Raw genomic sequence first — 18,767 nt, 5'->3', positions numbered from 1 at the left:
AGAAAGGTAGCAGCCTGTGCCAATTAATTGGCACCCGGCTTTACTTCATCGTAGCTGCTATTTTCATTTCCTATACGCACCTCATCATAATAGATTACCTTTTGGGAAGAGGTTGGTGTCCATTCCCATTTATAAATACCAAATTTAAAATAAGGGTATTTTTCATCGTTATAAGTATTCGGCAGATTTTGTCTGTCAATTACTTTTTTACCATCTTTCCACACCTCCAATACTCCGGTATTGGTATGGGAGTATTTAATATGCACTACCCAATCAACCCATTTATCTTTAGGTATAGTTCCCAGATCTATATAGATAAGTCCGTCTGAATGTCCATTCTCCATAATACGATCGGTATCCCATCTTAACATCCATTTTAATTTACCTTCGGAAGCGATTAATGCATTGGAAGGGCTTCTGTTGGTAGCTTCTCCTTCATCGGCTTGAACATGCCATTGTGCAATAATTTCCCCGGTAGCATCAGTAGTATAGCTAGTTGGGAAAAATTGTGAAAAACCATACCAGCCCTCTTTCTTTGTTGTTCTCTGAGCCTGGGACATTTCTGATCTATGACCACCCCAAATTTGAGGATCATTTTTTCTGATTTCAAATCTACCGGCAGTAGCACCTTTCCTTACAATATCTTTTTCAAGCTGAAAACTATGGTTTTTGGCATATTCCAGGTAAAAATTTCCCGCCTGTGGATTTGTTTCCAGGGCAATATTTTCAAAACTTTCCTCTAAAATTAAATTTGAGGAAATTTGATCTATAGGTAGGGGAGCGAAAAAACTAAGTGTTTGCTTTTTACCAATGCTAAACTGATATCCCTGTAAAAAAATAAAAACCGAAAAAAGTAATAAATAGCAAATGTATTTCATGACAACATAGATAGTACTCGATAATCGTGATAATACACACAGACTTATCTCAAAATCGAAATGAAATCATTTAATACCGCTCGTTGGCTTGCTAACATTTTTCTAAAGAGAAGCGTATAGTAAATGGAGATTTTCTGCTATGAAATAGGCATTAGCCTATTCTAACTGCATCTACATTACCGGTTTTTAATCAGTTATAGAAAATTTTGAGCTTTGAGGCTAAAGCAGTCTATAATCAATTATATAATTTCAAATCTATAAGTAAGATACTAAAAAAAATAAATGACTTAACTGATAGTCAGTGATTTGTGATTCGTTGAAGCGAGTAAAATTTAGGAAAGAAATAGCTAAACCTATTATGTTATTGTTGGTTTGCTATTTAGAAAGCTTATGTGGGAATTTAAATTGGTAGGAACCGGCACGTGAACAGTACCGGTTCTTAGTTATCAAATATATTATTTACCAAATAGCTATTTTGCTTCTTTAGAAACGATTTCCACCAGCTCGTATCTAATAGAAAAACCACCGGCCGGAGGATTCTTTATTTCTGTTTTTTTCACTTTAAGACCATATACAAAACCGGGCTCATAGTTAAAACCTTCAATACCATCAACAAAGTAAAAATTCTCCCAGTTTTCGGTACCAATCATATTACCTTCCTGAACAAGTAAGCAGGTGCCTTCCATTTCTCCCACACAATTAACGGTATAACTGTTTATCATCATGTTAATTCCATTGTCTATTGTACTTGTACTAGTTGCAACCTCATCGTAACTACTATATCTATTACCTATTTTAACCTCATCGTAGTAGATGGTTCTTTGTGTTGAAAGATTTCCCCAAGACCATTTATAGACACCAAATTTAAAATAAGGATATTTTTCATCATTATAAGTATTTGGCATGTTTTGCCTATCAATTACTTTCTCGCCATCTTTCCATACTTCCAATATACCGGTATTGGTATGTGAATATTTAATGTGTACAACCCAATCAATCCATTTGCCTTTAGGTATGGCTCCAAGATCTATATAGATTAGTCCGTCTGAGTAACCATCTTCCATAATACGATCGGCATCCCATCTTAACATCCATTTTAATTTACCTTCTGAAGCGATTAATGCATTGGAAGGGCTTCTGTTGGTAGCTTCCCCTTTATCTGCCTGTACATGCCATTGTCCAATTACTTCTCCAGAGGCATCAGAAGTATAATTAGTTGGGAAAAACTGTGAAAAGCCATACCAACCTTCACTTTGTGTAGTACTTTGTGCCTGTGACATCTCAGTTCGGTTACCACCCCAAATTTGAGTATCACTTTTTTTGATTTCAAATCTACCTGAATTAGCACCTTCTCTTACAATATTTTCCTCTAGCTGAAAACTATGGTCTTCGGCGTGTTCAAGGTAAAAATCACCCGATTGTGGATTCTTGTTTAAATCGGGGTTTTCAAAATTTTCTATATAAATTAAATTGCCAGAATCTTGATATAAAGGTGGTTCCGATTCTAAATCTATAGACTCCAGAGAGTCTTCGGCAGTAGTTTCTTCTAAGGTTTCATTATCCGGTGAACAGGCAGCTATGGCAAGTAACAAGACATAAAAAAGTTTTTTCATTATAAATAATTTAAATATTACTAATAGTTTCTAATCTTACACAGGTATTGCTTTATCAATAGACGAATAATTGGCTAATAGAACAATGGTATCATTTTCTATTATGCACTGAAAATTATCATCCATGATGTTAATAACTGTGTATGTTTTTAATTTTTGGATTATTTGATTTGTGCTATTTGATTTTTACACAATAAGAAATTGGTACAAAAAGTACGGTAATTGAGCATTTCATAAACTTGTAGGGATAGGGACATTTTACTATATTTTTTTTACGAAAAATTTTGCGCGAAACTAATTATTAAAACCGATAAAACAAGTGATTTAATCATTTAAAAATGATGTTAACCTCTATAAATCAATTTTTTATGAAATATGTAAGAGAATACTTATACATCGGTATGTAAAGATATAGTCAATATTATGCCAGGAAATTTTAGCTTAATAATTGCGAAATAAACCCGCTGAATTTAGAAGCATAACGCGGATAATTTTATTTACTAAGTTTTGTGTTTAATGCCGAAAAGGATAATTATTGTGTAGACTTTTTGACTTTAGTGTGAGTATTTTCCACAGAAAAAATTATGTATCGACAATAGCCGAAAAAATGTTGAGAGAAAGTAGGCTAGCGAATAAAAATTTATTTGAAATTAACGTCTGAAGCTTTGTGTTGGAATTGAGCAAAAATAGATTCGGTAATTGAGCTGAAGGGTTAACCTGAGATGGAATGGACTTAATTAACCAATTTCTTTCTTAGCAGGCACTATATGTACTTTGTTAGCCAATTAAAATAATCCTTTAAAGCTCTTTAATTCGGGATTAAAATTATAGTCTATTTCTTCCTGATTCTTTTCGTTATAGCATACATCTAATAGCATCATCCCCAATCTTTTGTTTTGATATTCCAATATAAAATCAAAGGGATAATCTTCATGAAAAATTTTCTTGGAGTTTGCTACAGCTTTTAATAGGTTTTCTGAGTCTACGGGCAAGTCTAATATTTTTGATAGTACGAGTTTTATCTTTTTATCAGCTACAATATTTTTTTCAGTTTTTAGAATGCTACTTATCTCTGTATGGGCAGCTTGAGGAAAGTTTTTGGGTGTAGCTACCAGGCGATTCCAGAAAGAAATCAAAACGCTAAACAAGTTTGATTTTTTACTGTTATTGTTTTCGTGTGGCTTTTTGAGCTCTTCTTCTTTTTTATTTTCTAAAACCGAATTTAGATCCTTAAATGAATATGAGTTGGGAGCGGGCTCATTAACCAGATAAGAGTTGTTTCGCATAGGTACTAATCTGTTTTATAGTGGTTTAATATATGAAAAAAATGTGCAAGATTAAGCTTTTTTGTAAAATTTAATGATAATTTTCCAAATTATTTATAGAAAAGTAGGTCTAATTTTTAGTAAATAAACTTATTTTAAAATACCCGTAAGGTCTTGTATTGTATAAAAAAAAGAGGTTGTTTGAAAAAAATGTTATTAGAAAATCTCACAGCTCACTAAAGACGAAATATTTTTTATCATATAGAGTAAGCAGAGTTTATTTCAATACTTATTAATTTATTGAAGCTTCGGTTTCAATATGGAGATACTAATTTCCAAAATTCTTCAAACAACCTCTCCCTTTTTATATAGTTTAATAGTTTACTCTAAATCAAACCTGTCCAGGTTCATTACTTTATCCCAGGCTTTTACAAAGTCTTTTATGAATTTCTCTTCTGAATCTATAGTTGCGTATACTTCAGCCAAAGCTCTAAGCTCCGAATTTGATCCAAAAATAAGGTCGGCACGGGTACCAGTCCACTTTACCTTATTAGTAGCACGATCGCGGCCTTCAAAAACGGTTTGAGAATCTGAAGTTGCTTTCCAGGTGGTTTTCATATCAAGGATATTCTTAAAAAAATCGTTGGTAAGCTGTCCCGGTCTCTCTGTGAAAATGCCATGCTTAGATTGATCAAAGTTTGCATTCAAGGAACGTAGGCCACCTACTAAAACTGTCATTTCGGGAGCAGTTAAAGTTAGCAATTGAGCTCTATCCACCAGCATTTCTTCAGCTGAGGTAGAGATTTTATCTTTCTTCTTAAAATAGTTACGGAATCCATCAGCATTTGGCTCCAGAGGTTCAAAAGCTTCAACATCGGTTTGCTCTGCTGTAGCATCAGTTCTCCCCGGAATAAAAGGCACATCTACATTGTGACCCGCTTCCTTAGCGGCCTTTTTAATAGCAACACAGCCTCCAAGTACAATAAGATCGGCAAGGGAAACTTTTTTATTTCCAGATTGAGCACTATTGAATTCCTGTTGAATACCTTCAAGTTTTGTTAATACCTCTTGTAGCTGCGGAGGATTATTGACTTCCCAATTCCTTTGTGGTTCTAAGCGAATACGTGCGCCATTAGCACCGCCACGTTTATCCGAGCCCCGAAACGTTGAAGCGGAAGCCCAGGCAGTTGATACTAATTGAGATACAGATAAGCCTGAGTTTAGAATCATTTTATGAAGCTCATCTACGTCTTTATCGTTTATTAAATCATGGTCTACAGCAGGTATTGGGTCTTGCCAAATAAGTTCTTCGGTAGGTACTTCCGGTCCCAGGTAGCGCGAGGTTGGTCCCATATCACGATGTGTAAGTTTGTACCAGGCTTTTGAAAAAGCTTCGGCAAATTCATCGGGATTTTCATGAAAATGTTTAGATATTTTTAAATATGCGGGATCTTCTTTTAAAGAAAGGTCGGTGGTTAGCATAAAAGGTGCGTGTTTTTTATTGGCATCGTGCGCGTCTGGAATAGTTCCGGCACCTGCACCATCTTTTGGTTTCCACTGGTAAGCACCGCCTGGTCCTTTGTGACATTCCCAATCGTATTTAAAAAGATTATCAAAAAAACTATTGCTCCATTTTGTGGGGGTTTGCGTCCAGGCCCCTTCAATTCCACTGGTTATTGTATTCTCTGCATTTCCGGTACCAAAACTGTTTTTCCAACCAAGTCCCATTTCTTCTATACCGGCTCCTGCAGGTTCAGCAGCCACATATTCATTGGCATCTGCAGCACCGTGGGTTTTTCCAAAGGTATGCCCGCCGGCAATTAATGCTACTGTTTCATAATCGTTCATCGCCATTCGGCCAAAAGTCTCTCTAATATCTTTAGCCGCTCCAATAGGATCTGGCTTTCCGTTGGGTCCCTCCGGGTTTACGTAAATTAGCCCCATGTGGGAAGCCCCTAATGGATTCTCCAGGTCATCCCCATTCTGGTATCGCTCTTTGTTTCCCAACCATTCACCTTCAGACCCCCAATAGATATCTTCTTCAGGTTCCCAAATATCTTCACGCCCACCGGCAAAACCAAAGGTTTTAAGTCCCATAGACTCAAGGGCCACGTTACCGGCAAGGATCATTAAATCGGCCCAGGAAATTCTATTGCCATATTTTTGCTTAATTGGCCATAGTAAAAGTCTGGCTTTGTCCAGGTTGGCATTATCTGGCCAGGAATTTAAAGGAGCAAATCTTTGCGAACCAGAGCTTGCCCCACCACGGCCATCGCCAATACGGTAGGTACCTGCACTATGCCAGGCCATACGAATAAAGAATGGCCCATAATGTCCATAATCTGCTGGCCACCATTCCTGGCTGTCGGTCATAAGATTGGTTAGATCTTTTTTAACCGTTGGCAAATCAAGGCTTTTAAAAGCTTCAGCATAATTAAAATCTTTATCCATTGGGCTGGATAGATTGGAATGTTGCCTTAGTATATTCAGGTTTAAAGCATTTGGCCACCAATCTCTATTACTTGGTCCCATTCCTGCTGTTTTTTCTACAGCCCCACCCATAAATGGGCATCTGCTAGATTCGTTTACATCCCAAACTTTATGATTATCGGGATTTTTTGACTGCTTATTCTCCATAATTGAATAGTTTTAGAAGTTTTGTTTTTTAAAAATACTATAATTTTTTCTTATGGTTATTTTATTTCTATACCAAATAACTATAGTCTTTAAATGAAAACTATAGTAGACCAACTTACTGGAATTTATTCCTTTATTAAGTACGCATATGAATGTACTAAACCAAATCGTTTATTTAAAGGCGTATGTCTGGTAATTTGAATTGTATACAATTAAAGAGGTTTGCTTTTTCTTATCCATTTAAGAGCGAAGTGGCTTATTCTATATCAAAGCTGAAATTGTTTTGGGTATTATACTTTTCCTGCTTTCCTATAGCTAATAAATAACGATCATGGGCAGCTTTTCTTAACCATTGTACTTTATAGTCATTTTTTAGAGAGCTGTGGAGGGCAGCTTCTGTTGCTAGTTTTGAAGCTGTTTTATAATCTATACTATCCTTACCATGATGATAAATGAAGGCTGCATAGAATTTATCTCGTGGTTTTTTTATGGTATTTATTTTTCTAATATTTTTTACCTGGTTCAACCTTTTTAAGTCTCTGTGTTCTAAATTGCTAAAATAACTCAGAAAAGACCTAAGTTGCATTCTATCTTTTTGGTCGCTTTCGTAAGCAAATTTTAATTTCTCACTTAGGCTTCCCTGGTGAATTACAGCTTTATCATAAGGTCTAATTAGCGAAATGCACACTCCAGAGATACAAATCAACATAAGCAATAAAGAGTTTCTAAAATAGTACGCTTTTATTGGCACCGCCAAAGGGTGTAATACCCCGAGGCTTGCCTCGAAATTAAAAATTTGTTTCCAACGAATGCCTCTTGAGCTTGCCCCGAGGTAGTTTACCTTTCTAAAAAGCTGAAGAAGTCTAAGCAGGATTAAAAAAATAGCAATTACTAAAATGACTGCTATTAAAATAAACTCAAAAGAATTGAAGAGATAAGAAAGCGTGGTAACTATTATTAGGCCTAAGAAAATAGTAAGTTTTCGCATAAGTTTGTTTTGCTTTAATAGAATAGTTATTTCGCAGAAATATGGATAGTAGTTTATAGAATGACGTTAGAGTTTTGTAAATGTTGCAGATGGTATAGGTCTTAATTTCCTGAAAACTTTACGAAATTATTTTAATTTCAGTTTGTTAATTACACTTATCTTGGCCCTTTAAACAAAAAACTATGGCTTCAGGAATATTTGCCCTTTTAGATGATATTGCAACTTTAATGGACGATGTTGCGGTGATGAGTAAAGTGGCAGGAAAAAAAACGGCTGGTTTATTGGGGGATGATTTAGCCGTTAATGCCGAAAAAGCTTCAGGTTTTGTGTCTTCTAGAGAACTACCTGTGTTGTGGGCTATTACAAAAGGCTCCTTTTTAAATAAACTTATTATCCTACCACTGGCTTTCTTGCTTAGTGCATTTCTACCTTCAGCTATAACTATTATACTGGTTATTGGAGGTCTTTACCTGGCTTATGAAGGTGCCGAGAAAATTCACGAATATTTCTTTCCGCATACTCATAAAAAAGAGAAGCCAAAGCTGGAAAAACTAAGCAAAGAAGAAGCATTAAGCCAGGAAAAAGATAAAATTAAATCGGCTATTTTAACCGATTTTATACTTTCTGTAGAGATAATTATTATTGCTCTTGGAGCTGTAGGAAATGAACCCTTATTAACAAAAGTGCTGGTAGTTAGTGTGATAGCCATTGTGGCTACAGTAGGTGTTTATGGAATTGTAGCTTTAATTGTAAGAATGGATGAACTTGGTACTAAACTTATAAACCTGAATGAGGAAGATAACAGCTTTTCAGATAAATTTGGACGCTTTTTGGTTAGTGCATTGCCCAAGGTAATTAAAGGCTTATCTATTATTGGGACTATAGCCTTACTTTTAGTTTCGGGAGGTATTTTTGTACATAATATTCATTTTTATCACGATTTAATTGAAAATATACCCTTTCCCGGAATTATTGTAGAATTTTTAACCGGCCTGTTTGTTGGTTTTATAGTGCTACTACTTATAAATATAGCAGTAAAAATTTATAAAAGTTTTTCGCCGGAGTCCAGCCAGTAGGTTAATTTAAGTTCTAGAATAGCTCTATAAATTGAATGCTAATAAAAAAGCCGGTTTACATTTTGTGTAAACCGGCTTTTAGTTACCTAATAGTTTGTATTATTTTTCTTGAAGTTCCAGTTGTGTTGCCGGAATTTCACTTACACCTTCTTTAAGGTAGCTGTCAAACCAACGCATCATTCTAAGCATAAAGTCATACCTGGCGGTAGCTTTTCTGTTTCCGTGGCCTTCGCCGGGGTAAAGTACCAGTCTAACAGGTGTTTCTGTTCTGGTTTTAAGATGGCGGTACAACTCAAAAGATTGTCCGGGATCTACACGGGTGTCTTCTTTACCGTGTAGTATAAGAAGTGGGGTTTCACCCTGATCTGCATAAAAAATAGGGCTACGTTCAAGGTAGAACTTATAATCCTCCCAAATTCGCTGACGACTATGTACAAGAAACATTTCTTCAGGAATATCACTGGTGCCCCATTTTGAAATATTGTTGCTAATACCTACCGACATTACCCCGGCAGCAAATCTTTTTGTATGTCGGGTAGACATCCAGGCAGTGGCATAACCTCCATAAGAACCACCGGTAACTCCTACTTTATTTTTATCAATATTATAATTTTCAATAAGATAGTCTATACCGTCTATAATATCATCAAACTCTTTTCCGGCAGGATCACCCTGACTGGATTTAGCGAACTCGGCACCTCTACCTGTACTTCCTCGGTAGTTAGGATAGAAAACTGCATATCCATTTGCCGCACCCACCTGTCCGGGCATACTGTATGCTGTAAGCCAACCATTGTCATAATGAGCTTCAGGACCTCCGTGTACTACAGTAATAAGGGGAGTCTTTCCCGATTTTTCTAAAGGATGAATTAAAATTCCCTGTAACTCAAGACCATCTTTAGCCTTGTAAGTAATCACTTCTTGTTTTCCTAACTTCCTGTCTTTTAACCAGGGATTAGAGTCTGTAATTTTATTAATTGACGAGTTTTTGGTATTTAAAACAAAAAGCTCTCTCGGATGTTCGGCTGCATTTGCAGTAAAAGCTATATGCTTATTTGTAGCCGCAGAAAACCCGGTGATATTTAGGTTTTGAGATGTGAAGACCTTGCTAATTTTATCATTAATATTCAGGTTGAATAAGCTACTATAAACTCCTTCACTTCCAAGTAAAGTAAGGTTTTTATTATCTTTCCAGCTAAGCGAGTGAAATTGCCCCTCAAAATCTTCCTGAAGCATCTGCGGAGTACCACCTGAGGTCTCAGCTATAAAAATACGACCATCAATAGGATCGTGCTTATCTTCACCGGCAATAAAAGCTATTCTTTTACCATTGGGACTCCAATCTATGGCTCCTAGTTTACCTTTATGCTCAACCTGGGCAGTAACTTTTAAAGTATTGGCGTCTACAAAATAAATCTTCTGGCTTGTATAAAAATCGTCAACCAAAGAAGAAGGTGCAGCGGTTACCATAAGGTTAGAAGCTTCCGGGCTCCATTGTACCGAAGTTACATGGCCTTCTACTTCTAACTTGTTAGCATTCTTATTAGTAAGATCTACAATATATCCAGATGCCTGCTTTAAATTAGTTTCGTAGATCTCGGGTTGATAGGGAAGCATATTGTCCTCGTCTTTTTTAACTGCAGAGACGAAAGCAAGCTTATTTCCGTTGGCCTGCCAGTTATAAGAAGAAATATTTCCTTCAAATTCATAAACTTTTTGCGCTTCACCTCCCTGAAGGCTAATTTCATATAAAGCCGTAGTCTTATCGTTTTCTTTTTTAGTGGTAAAACTAATACTATTATGTCCCGGTCTCCATTGTAGATTAGAAACGCTATATTCGGTTATAAATGGTGTAGTTGTTTTGGTTTCCGTATTATAAACGTATAGTTGGGTAGATGCAGGTACATTTTCTTTTTTAGGATTTGCCGGCACCAAAAGTTGGTAGGCTATATGTTCTCCGTCGGCAGAAATTACTGCATTTGAAATTTGACTGATGTTTGCTACATCTTCTGGACTAAGCCCACTTTGCTGAGCGAACAGTCCCTGAAAAACAAAGAATAAAACAAACGTAATAGATCTTTTCATGTTAGATTTTATTTTTTTAAAATTGTGTCTAAAGATATTGCAAAATGGCAAATTGCACAAGTAAACATTTAGTGCCTAAAGCTGCTTTTATGCTTATAAAACAGGCGCTTATTTGTTTATTTACTATCTCGTTTTTATTTGCTTTTAAGCTTTAAATTGTATTTAAATAATTGCCTTTTGGGGTTTCTGGAGGATTAAAAGAATGATATTGTTATTTTAAATTGAAAAAAAGCTAAGAATTCTTTAAAAGTATAGGCTGTTAAGTTTAGGAATTTTTATTTTCGATTTTTTAAATTAAATAGAATAATACAAATTTATTTATTAAAAATTGATGAATAACAAAAGTGAGCCTTTGATTGATAAATGCTTAGCTTTTGTGTAATTTTATAAAAACCTCAATCTTATGAAGAACTTACTTGTGGCTATAGACCGACGTAAAGACGCGGAACAATTAATTGGACATGCTATAAAAATCGCAAAACTCACAGACGCAAAAATTTGGATTATCCATGTAATGGAGGGAGAACCTGATGATTTTTTAGCCAGGGAAGCGGGGCCGCAATATGTTTACGAGAAAAGGGCAAAAGAGCGTAAAGACTCCCAATTACAGATTGAAAGTTGGGTTGAAGAGGTAAAAGAAAAATATAGTATAGATATAGAAGGTTTCTTGATTCAGGGGGAGGTAGTAAAATCTATAAAGAAGATTGTTGCAGAGCGTAATATAGACCTAGTTTTGGCTGGTCATAAAAAGAGGAACTTGCTTTACTCATTATTTACAGCCAATAAGAAGAAAGACCTTATAGACGATCTTAGGATTCCGTTGTTGGCAATTCCTTTGCCTTAAACTAGTTTTAGTTTTAATTAAAAGATAAGGCTGGCCATTATTTATTTTTGGCCAGCCTCTATAATTAATTCACTTTTAGAAGTATAGAATACATTTTAATCTATCTTTCTAAAATTTCCCTGTCCATCAAACTCCAGTTCAATACCATTGGCTAATTCAATTTCCTGCTCTTTTTTCTGTTTTTCCCATCCAATTACCTGTACATCCGCATAATTTTTTTCTAAATAAGAAATGATTTTTGAAGGTAGCGCTTCAATTGGTATAACGGTGTTATCCTGACTTTCTATTTCAATAATATTTCCATCTTCATCAAAATCCAGTTCAACCCCGTTTGCGAGTTTTACTTCATATTTTTCGTCTTCCCATATTTGCCAGTTACTATTTTCTTTTATTTCCACCGTATTTGATGAAAAGTGTTGTTCAATAAAACTCTTAGCTTTTGAAGGTAAATTTTTGGCGTCTGCCTGTGCAAACATTCCAAAAGAACAGAGTGCGAAAAATCCTGATAAAATTACTTTTTTCATAATAATTGTTTTTAAAATTCTATGCGAAGTAAAGGTTGAAAACTGGAAAGAATTAGGAACGACCGGAGGTGTAATCTTAAAATTTTCTCAAAACTTGTAACTCGCTAATAGAGATTTGCCACCTATAATTATTGAAAAATAGAGACCTGCCTTAAGATAAAAATCCTTCTATTTATTAATGACTTGTTGGCCTTCTGTGGATAATTTACTTTAGAAAAAGATTAAAATAGGGCAAAAAAATAATGTTTCCCATTTCTTTTCAGTTTTGTTCTTCATATTTGCATTCTATGGAGAATTGCAAAAAAAGATGCAATTTTGAATTTTTTAATTTATATCGCCTTTTTATATGTCTTATATCTTTAAAATGTCAAACAGAAGAATGAAGCTTAAATATTTAGTTTTTACTTGCATATTCCTAATTTCTGGTTTTTATCTTAGTGCTCAGGAAACAACTTCAAATAGTTTTGGGAATGGAATAATTAATTCAGTGGCAAAAGATAGTTCCTTCAGTATTAAATTTGGAGCACGTTTTCAGTCATTATATATAAGCAATTGGAAAAATTCTGAATTGGAAGGTTTTAAATCGGAAAGTTCGAATTTTCTTATTCGTCGTGCCCGTTTAAAATTTAATGGATTTGCTTATTCTCCAAAGTTAGAATATAAGATCGAATTAGGTTTATCTAATAGGGATATTTCAGGAGCTTCTAAATTTACAAGTGATGCCCCAAGGTATGTGCTTGACGCTGTTTTAAAGTGGAATTTCTACGAAAATTTTGTGCTCTGGGCAGGACAGGCAAAACTACCGGGAAACCGCGAAAGGGTGGTTTCGTCTGGGAACCTTCAGTTTGTAGATAGATCTTTGTTAAATGGCCAGTTTAATATAGACCGGGACCTTGGTTTACAATTGCACCATAAAATAGACCTTGGTAACCAGATAGTGATAAAAGAGGCTTTTGCTCTTTCACAGGGGGAAGGAAGAAATGTGGTTACAGGAAATTTGGGCGGTTATCAATACACCGGCCGTTTAGAGGTTTTGCCATTTGGAGAATTTAAGGACTATAGCGAAGCCTCGTTGGAAAGGTACGAAACCCCTAAACTAGCAATGGGAGTTACCTACGATTATAATAATAAAGCCGTGAAGACTCGTTCTAATATGGGAGAATATATGTTTACCGAGAATGGCCTGCATCGTACCAATATTACTACCTTTTTTGCAGATTTTATGTTTAAGTATAAAGCTATTTCAGTACTTGGGGAGTTTGCTCATAGGGATGCCGATAATCCAATTGCAATAGAAGAAGATGGCACGCCTACCGGTGCCGTTGTAAATGTTGGTAATTCCTTTAACCTCCAGGGAGGCTATTTATTGGATAATAATATTGAGTTTGTAGGAAGGTTTACCAATGTTCATGAGACTATTGCCGGGGCTCGTTTTCCAAATTTAAATCAATATACATTGGGTGTTTCTAAGTATATATCAAAACACAAGCTTAAAGTACAAACAGATATAAGTTTTAACGATAATCCAGATCCGGGAATGAACCAGGTGGTATATAGGTTGCAGGTAGATTTGCACCTGTAAATTTATGCCTTTTATAGCCTTTAATATTATTTATAGGGCAAGCAGCTCGTATTCTTTTATGTTGAAACCTCATTAAAATTGACTTTATATCATGAAAATTTTAATTATAGAAGACGAATTGGATATGCTGCAGAATATGAAAGATTTTCTGGAAAAAGAGAATTTTGTTGTAGAAACTGCCAGTAGTGTTTTTGAAGCACAAAATAAAATTGGGGTATATGCGTACGATTGTATTTTGCTTGATATAAACTTAAAGGATGGGAGTGGTTTTAGCCTTTTAGAAGATCTCAAAAAAAAGGAAATAGAGGATGGGGTAATTATTGTTTCTGCAAGAAATTCCCTGGACGATAAACTTCAAGGACTTAACCTGGGGGCCGATGATTATCTGGCGAAACCCTTCCATATGTCCGAATTAAACGCGAGGGTAAAGGCAGTACTAAGAAGGAGCCATTTTAGGGGTAATAACATAATTAAGCTTGGAAATCTTTGTATAGATATAGACGAGCATCAAGTAGATATAGATGAAGAGGTACTGGCTTTGAATAGAAAGGAATTTGAAATTTTGTTATTTTTTGCATCCAATAAAAATAGGCTTGTTAACAAATCAGCACTGGCAGAGCATGTATGGGGCGACCATATAGACCAGGCTGATAATTTTGAGTTTATCTATTCCCAAATTAAAAATTTACGTAAAAAACTAAATGCCGCCGGAGCAAATATAGAGATTAAAGCGGTTTACGGTATTGGTTATAAATTGGTAGAAGGGTGAAATTATTAAATTATACTACCAGTTATTTTTCAGCAGTATTACTAATTCTTTTAGGAATATGGGCTGTGATATTTTATGTAGAAATGCTAGATGAAATATACGATAGCCTGGATGATGGTTTAAATAACCAGAAGATGCTAATTATAAACCGCGTAAAAAATGATCCCGAAACTATAAAGCAATTAGATTTTAAAGAGGCTAGTTATAAAATTAAAACAATTAATAAGGAGCGGGCATTAAGGTTTAAAGATTCTTATCGCGATACGCTTATGTATATGCACAACGAAGAAGAATTTGAGCCGGTAAGGTTGTTAGAAACTGTGTTTAAAGAAGGGGACGGGTTCTATAAGTTGCAAATTTTTACTTCTATGGTAGAAGAAGACGACCTGATAGAAGACCTCTTATTTTCACTTATATTACTTTATATAGGTCTAATTTTAAGTATTGTTTTACTTAACAATTGGATTCTTAAAAGAGTTTGGAATCCCTTTTATAATCTTTTACAGCAACTTAAAAATTTTAGACTTGAAAAAGATCAAAAAATACTTACTATTTCCTCTAATATAGAAGAATTCAATTTACTGAATACGCGCATTGAACAAATGCTGGAAAAATCTATATCTAGTTATAATAGTCAAAAGCAATTTATTGAAAATGCAGCGCACGAGTTGCAAACCCCTTTGGCCATAAGTATTAACAAACTGGAGCTACTCGTAGAAAATGAAGAGCTCAATGAGCAGCAAATAAAGTTAGTGGCTTCGGTTTTAAATAATTTGGAAGGATTAACCCGAATGAACAAATCTTTGTTGTTGCTTTCTAAGATAGAAAACCGGCAATTTCCTGATGAACAGGAGATAGACTTTGTAGATTTGGTAACCAATCTTAAAAAAGATTATAAAGACCTGGCCAGCCATAAGGAAATGGAGATTAAAATAGAAATGACTTCATACTTAAAGCATACTATGAATAAAGATCTGGCAGGAATTTTAGTCTCTAATTTGCTTAAAAATGCCATTATACACGGTAAAGAAGGGAGTGAAATTATTATTGAGATCTCTCAAAATAGTTTTAGAATAAGTAATGTTTCCAACCGGAAAGCTTTAGATGAATCAAGATTATTTTCACGTTTTCAGAAAAATTCTGAGTCTGCAAACTCTAATGGAATTGGATTGGCTATCGCACAAAGCATTGCCGAAAAATACCAAATTGAACTAAGGTACTCCTTTACAGAAAAGCATAATTTTCACCTTGATTTTTAAAGTCTCTGGTACCTTGTTCTTCATAGTTCCAGTTTTTTCGGTTTTTGTGTTTCATTTTTAATTGAAAACATTAAAAATGAAAAGACGATTTTTATAGCCTGGATTATAGCTTTGAGGTTTATAGCTTGCAGAAATGATGATTTAAGCAATGCTAATATTCTTTCTAGCTAAAACTTAAAAGAAGCAAGTGCTTGTTAAACTGAGGGCTGAAGATTTTTTATAGGTCGAGGTATGTAGTTTTCAATGAAAATGAATTACATAGATAGACCAAAAAAGGCTGTCCAAAAAATTGGACAGCCTTCAATTTTCCCCTATAAGCTAATCAGGGCAGGTTTTTATCAAAAATAATAAAGGTTTAAAGCTCTTTTACTGTAATATTTTTCCAGTAAACCTTAATACCACCACCATCATGTATTTGAAGGGCTATTTTTCCATTTGCCTCTCCAATTTTCTCATCAGAAAAATCAACCATTTCCACGCCGTTTAGCCAGCTGGTTACCTGGTCGCCTTTTACTTTTATTTTTAACTTGTTCCATTCACCGTATTTAAGGGCATCTTCTTTTTCCTGATCTGGCTTAATAAGCCAACCACGACCGTAAGATTCATAAATCCCCCCTGTGTGTAGGTTAGGTGGGGCTACTTCTACCTGCCAACCGGCTATTTTTGTACCTTCAATTTCAGACCTTATAAAAACACCGCTGTTACCATCGGCCTCTTGTTTAAACTCCAGGTTTAGTTCAAAATCTTTGTAATTGTTATCTGTAGCAAGGTATCCATATTCTTTATCTGGACCACTTTCAGAAATCAATAAACCATCTTCAACATACCATTTTTCGGTACCGTGTATTTTCCATCCATCCAGATTTTCTCCATTAAAAAGTTCCTTTCCAGATTGACAACTTGTAAGTGCGATGCTTAGTAAAATAGCAACTAAACTAATTTTTTTCATGTTCTATTATTTTAATACTTAATTAGCCATTTAGTATATGGCAGGGGTAAGGTTATAATTTTTTAATTTTAATATTTTTAAACCAAATTGGGCTGGCGTGATCTTGTAAACCAATATAGCCAGATTTAAATTTTGCATAGTCGGGACTATCTTTCCATTTTCCGGAGTCTCTTTTCTCCTGCCATTCTTCAGATTGTGGATTAAAAGAAAGCAACATTTCTCCGTTTAGCCAGTGTTCTACACGTTCTGGGGTATATACTATTTTACTGGTATTCCACTCTCCTACAGGGTTTAATTGTTTCTTAGTGGTATCAGGTTCATACATGGCATAATCGGCTGCTGTTTTGTTGAGCGGTTTTAATTCTGAAAGATTTTCAGTATGGCCCAGGCTCTTGTTGTAACCGGTAAGATCGTGTATGTTTTCGTAGTTTTCGTCGTCTATAAGCTGGTATTCCGGAGCTACTTTTGCCGGATTTGCATAGCCTTCTTTTACGTGATAAAAAATACCACTATTACCACCTTCTGGAATTTTCCACTCCAGGTAAAGTTCAAAATTATCAAACTCTTCGGCGCCATAAATAATATCTCGTCCTCCTGTGTAGTCTTCTTCTTTGCCTAATTTGGTTTTATAGGTTAATACATTGTCTTCTATTACCCAACCCGGTGGCATTTCTTCTTCACCATATCCTCTCCAGCCGTCCAGGCTGCTACCGTCAAATAAATACTGCCAATCTTCATCTTTTTGCTGAACTTCAGCAGTATTTTCCTGGCTCTTAGTTTCGGATTGCTCCTGTTTTTTATCTGAATTTTTACAAGCTATGGTTGAAGCCGCCAACAGCATGCACATCATTATTTTTTTCATTTGGTATTTTTTAAGTTGAAATCGGGCAGGGAATACTTTTAAGATTCTACTACCCGTTTCTATTTTATTCCAGTTTAATTAGTGTTATTGGTTTAACCTAATTTCATTTTTTCCGGATCCCAGTTTATAAATTCATTCTTTTTATAGCTTTCATTACATAATAAAGCCGGTGCGGCTGCACGGAACCCAAAAGCAGGATCTTGGGCTACCGAGCCATTTTCACGAATTGCCATAAAGAAATTGGCAAAATGGTCATAATGCGCTCCTTTGTAGCCATCTTCTGCCCGGTAAACGGTTTCTAAAGGTGGAACCAGTTTTTTACGATCTGGCCTGCCTGAATTTTCTTTTGCTTTTTCTGCCAGGAAAGGATCATCACTTCCTCCACCGGCATTACGCCTTAAGATAAGGTTATCCCAACCTATGTCCATAGAACCCTTACTTCCTACCAGTTTTAAGAAAGTACTTCCGCTGGTACCGTCAACAAAATTACAACGCAAGGAAAGGTTAAATGCCGGGTGTTGTTTTGTATCGGGGTAATCAAACATTCCTAAAAGTACATCCGGTACTTCACGCCCGTCATCCCAGTGGCGCAATCCACCGGTTGCCGCAATTTTATTGGGGCCATACGAATTGGTAATAAAATGAAGACTGGAGAATAAATGCACAAATAGGTCGCCGGCCATACCCGTACCGTAGTCAAGGTAATTTCTCCATCTAAAGAACCTTAAAGGGTCAAAAGGCATGTCTTTGCTTATAGAAGTATACTTCTCCCAATCTACGGTTTGGGTAGAGGCATCTTTGGGGATTGGATACTGCCAGGCACCCAAGGCCGAATTCCTGGCCCAAAAGCCTTCAGCATAATTAAGCGTTCCTATAGCACCAGCTGCCAATAGTTCTCTGGCCTTTTCATTACCCAAAGAAGACATTCCCTGGCTACCTACCATGTAGATTTTTCCAGATTTCTTCCAGGCTTTTATGATATCGTTTCCTTCTTCTACACTATGTACCATTGGTTTTTCACAGTACACGTGTTTACCTGCATTAAGCGCATCAACACTCATTTTTTTGTGCCAAAAATCGGGGGTGCCAATTATTACCGCGTCAATATCACTGCGGTTTAGCACTTCTTTATAATCTTTGGTAAGGAACAAACTGCTGCCCCAACGTTTTTTAGCATCTTCTAAACGCCCATCGTATAAATCACATACGGCCACAAGTTCTATATTCTCGTGTTTTAATGCCGTATTGGTATCGGCAACACCCATTCCCCCGGCGCCAATTAAAGCGATTTTAAGAACTTTGTTTGTTGAAGTTTTTGCAGCTCTATTCAATAAATTTACTTCTTTCGCTTCTGCAGCAAAACTGGACGGGATTACGGCCGCAGTTGCGCCCACTATTCCTAAATTCTTAATAAAGGAACGTCTGTTATTTTTCAT

At 35.7% G+C, this 18,767-nt stretch carries 15 protein-coding genes; 5 read left to right on the top strand and 10 right to left on the bottom strand.

All coding sequences use genetic code 11. The annotated features are described in order from the left end of the window. Nucleotides 1–23: 23 nt before the first annotated feature. From I6U49_RS07485 to I6U49_RS07465, 5 genes are all read right to left on the bottom strand, one after another. Nucleotides 24–878 carry a polysaccharide lyase gene (locus I6U49_RS07485; RefSeq protein ID WP_198628194.1) on the bottom strand — a complete coding sequence of 285 codons (855 nt, stop codon included), beginning with the start codon at nt 876–878 and terminating at the stop codon, nt 24–26. 470 nt (nt 879–1,348) lie between these two features. Then, complete coding sequence (locus I6U49_RS07480; RefSeq protein ID WP_198628193.1) at nt 1,349–2,491, bottom strand: heparin lyase I family protein; 1,143 nt, start codon at nt 2,489–2,491, stop codon at nt 1,349–1,351. A gap of 785 nt (nt 2,492–3,276) precedes the next feature. Beyond that, nucleotides 3,277–3,777: a hypothetical protein gene (locus I6U49_RS07475; RefSeq protein ID WP_198628192.1), complete on the bottom strand. Its 501-nt coding sequence runs from the start codon at nt 3,775–3,777 to the stop codon at nt 3,277–3,279. A 360-nt stretch (nt 3,778–4,137) separates the two neighbouring features. Next, nucleotides 4,138–6,393 carry a catalase/peroxidase HPI gene (gene katG / locus I6U49_RS07470; RefSeq protein ID WP_198628191.1) on the bottom strand — a complete coding sequence of 752 codons (2,256 nt, stop codon included), beginning with the start codon at nt 6,391–6,393 and terminating at the stop codon, nt 4,138–4,140. A gap of 256 nt (nt 6,394–6,649) precedes the next feature. Next, nucleotides 6,650–7,381, bottom strand: coding sequence for a hypothetical protein (locus I6U49_RS07465; RefSeq protein WP_198628190.1), 732 nt, complete (start codon nt 7,379–7,381; stop codon nt 6,650–6,652). A gap of 182 nt (nt 7,382–7,563) precedes the next feature. On the opposite strand from I6U49_RS07465, the gene I6U49_RS07460 reads away from it, so the two are divergent. Then, entirely contained in the window at nt 7,564–8,457 is an 894-nt protein-coding gene (locus I6U49_RS07460; RefSeq protein WP_198628189.1) for a DUF808 domain-containing protein, read from the top strand. 99 nt (nt 8,458–8,556) lie between these two features. On the opposite strand, the gene I6U49_RS07455 is transcribed toward I6U49_RS07460, so the two are convergent. Then, nucleotides 8,557–10,542, bottom strand: a complete 1,986-nt coding sequence (locus I6U49_RS07455) for a S9 family peptidase (RefSeq protein ID WP_198628188.1) — start codon at nt 10,540–10,542, stop codon at nt 8,557–8,559. Nucleotides 10,543–10,945: 403 nt separating this feature from the next. Here I6U49_RS07455 and I6U49_RS07450 point away from each other — a divergent pair, with 403 nt between their 5' ends. Beyond that, complete coding sequence (locus I6U49_RS07450; RefSeq protein WP_198628187.1) at nt 10,946–11,386, top strand: universal stress protein; 441 nt, start codon at nt 10,946–10,948, stop codon at nt 11,384–11,386. 95 nt (nt 11,387–11,481) lie between these two features. On the opposite strand, the gene I6U49_RS07445 is transcribed toward I6U49_RS07450, so the two are convergent. After that, nucleotides 11,482–11,910 carry a PepSY-like domain-containing protein gene (locus tag I6U49_RS07445; RefSeq protein WP_198628186.1) on the bottom strand — a complete coding sequence of 143 codons (429 nt, stop codon included), beginning with the start codon at nt 11,908–11,910 and terminating at the stop codon, nt 11,482–11,484. A gap of 379 nt (nt 11,911–12,289) precedes the next feature. On the opposite strand from I6U49_RS07445, the gene I6U49_RS07440 reads away from it, so the two are divergent. From I6U49_RS07440 to I6U49_RS17190, 3 genes are all read left to right on the top strand, one after another. Beyond that, nucleotides 12,290–13,492, top strand: a complete 1,203-nt coding sequence (locus I6U49_RS07440) for a porin (protein WP_198628185.1) — start codon at nt 12,290–12,292, stop codon at nt 13,490–13,492. A gap of 91 nt (nt 13,493–13,583) precedes the next feature. Continuing rightward, entirely contained in the window at nt 13,584–14,261 is a 678-nt protein-coding gene (locus I6U49_RS07435; protein WP_198628184.1) for a response regulator transcription factor, read from the top strand. Continuing rightward, on the top strand, nt 14,258–15,520 hold the full coding sequence (locus I6U49_RS17190) for a sensor histidine kinase (RefSeq protein ID WP_317191852.1): 1,263 nt from the start codon (nt 14,258–14,260) through the stop codon (nt 15,518–15,520). Before I6U49_RS07435 ends, I6U49_RS17190 begins: the two co-directional genes overlap by 4 nt. A gap of 355 nt (nt 15,521–15,875) precedes the next feature. On the opposite strand, the gene I6U49_RS07425 is transcribed toward I6U49_RS17190, so the two are convergent. From I6U49_RS07425 to I6U49_RS07415, 3 genes are all read right to left on the bottom strand, one after another. Further along, a complete protein-coding gene (locus tag I6U49_RS07425; protein WP_198628183.1) occupies nt 15,876–16,469 on the bottom strand; it encodes a 3-keto-disaccharide hydrolase in 594 nt (197 codons plus the stop codon). Between the two features lie 52 nt (nt 16,470–16,521). Further along, the gene (locus I6U49_RS07420; protein WP_198628182.1) at nt 16,522–17,331 is read right to left on the bottom strand and encodes a DUF1080 domain-containing protein; all 810 of its coding nucleotides are present in this window, start codon (nt 17,329–17,331) and stop codon (nt 16,522–16,524) included. Between the two features lie 92 nt (nt 17,332–17,423). Next, on the bottom strand, nt 17,424–18,767 hold a 1,344-nt coding region (locus I6U49_RS07415; protein WP_198628181.1), incomplete at its 5' end, for a Gfo/Idh/MocA family protein.

It is taken from the genome of Salegentibacter maritimus (assembly GCF_016236915.1).
GTDB lineage: Bacteria > Bacteroidota > Bacteroidia > Flavobacteriales > Flavobacteriaceae > Salegentibacter > Salegentibacter maritimus.
This window is presented reverse-complemented; position numbering and strand designations above follow the sequence as displayed.